The sequence below is a fragment of the Streptomyces sp. NPDC053426 genome, assembly GCF_055585405.1.
Genome location: NZ_JBVJKE010000054.1, coordinates 1 through 1,422, shown reverse-complemented (window position 1 = coordinate 1,422; position 1,422 = coordinate 1). Strand labels below are relative to the sequence as shown.

Genomic DNA, 1,422 nt, shown 5'->3' with positions numbered 1-1,422 from the left:
GCTCCTAGTAGTGCTTCGTTAGGTTCTGGCTCTGGTTCTGCTGCTGGTGAGGGGTCGGCCGCAGGTGGTGCAGGTGCCGGTCCAGCACCTCAGCAGGTCCTGGAGTGCTTCCAGGACCTGGTAGAGAGTCAGGCCGGCATCCGGGCTTTTGGGTCGAGCCGCCGCAGGGTGAGGAATGCCTGGGCGGCGGTCACGAGGGTGACGTGGTGGTGCCAGCCGCGCCAGGTGCGGCCCTCGAAGTGGTCCAGTCCCAGGCCGTGCTTGAGCTCGCGGTAATCGTGCTCGATCCGCCAGCGCATCTTCGCCCACCGCACCAGGTCGGCGATCGGTGTGGTGGCGGGCAGGTTCGATATCCAGTAGCCGGTCGGAGCCGCCTGGCCGTCCGGCCACTCGACCAGGAGCGTCCGGGCGGGCAGAACACCGTCCCACCGGTTGCGCCCGCCGCCCGCCTCCTGGGCTGCGGCCAGGGACTGCTTGCCCGCCGGCCGCACTGTTAGGACCGCGAACCGTGAGGTCATCGCGCCCTTGCTGCCGCGGCGCCAGGTTACCTCGGTGAACCGGCCGGCACCGGCCTCCACCGCGAGGACGGCGACGGCTCGCGGCGGGGTGCGATAGCGGGGCAGCGTCGGCGGACCGAGCCCGCCATAAGCGGGCCGGTGCGGCTCGGCCTCCTCCGGGTGGGCGACCTCCTTCCCGGTCAGGGCGAGAACATAGGCCAGCCCGCGCTCCTCGAGGCCGGTCCGGAACGGAGTGCTGACGCCGTAACCGGCATCAGCGACCACCACCGGCGCCTTCAACCGCCACTCGGCGAGCGTGTCGAGCAGGCCGAGCGCCAGCCGCCACTTCTCCTGGTGGCCGGTGCCGTCGGGGACTCCTGCCCGGCGGCACCGGTCCGGCTCGTCCGTCCACTCATGCGGCAGATACAACTGCCATTCCAGCGGGCAGGATGCGGTGTCGGTGGCGGCGTGGACACTGACCGCGACCTGGCAGTTCGCCCGCTTGCCGACCGCTCCGCAGTACTGCCGGGCCACCCCCACCGACGCGGTGCCGCACTTGGGAAACGACACGTCGTCGACCACCCACACCTCGGGCCGGACCGTCTCGGACAGCCGCTGGGCGATCCGCCGCCGGACCGGCAGCGGATCCCACGGCGACTGGTTCACGAACTGCTGCAGGGCCTGCATGTTCCCGTCCGGCAGACGGGCGGCCATCGGCTGGATCGACTTGCGCCGGCCGTCCAGCATCAGACCCCGCAGATAACACGCACCCCACCGCCGCTGATCCCGCCGCGGCAACGACCCGAACACATCGGCAACGAACTCCGATAACTCACCCCGGAGCCGTTCCACCTCCCCCAACCTCATACCGGAGAGGATGCCCACCACCAGCAGAGATCACCCAACGTAACGAAGCACTACTAGG

The 1,422-nt window shown here is 70.2% G+C and carries 1 protein-coding gene; it reads right to left on the bottom strand.

Translation table 11 applies throughout. The features are described 5' to 3' along the window. Window positions 1-128: 128 nt before the first annotated feature. Entirely contained in the window at window positions 129-1,364 is a 1,236-nt protein-coding gene (locus tag ACZ62B_RS39080; RefSeq protein WP_469694021.1) for an IS701 family transposase, read from the bottom strand. Window positions 1,365-1,422: the final 58 nt, after the last annotated feature.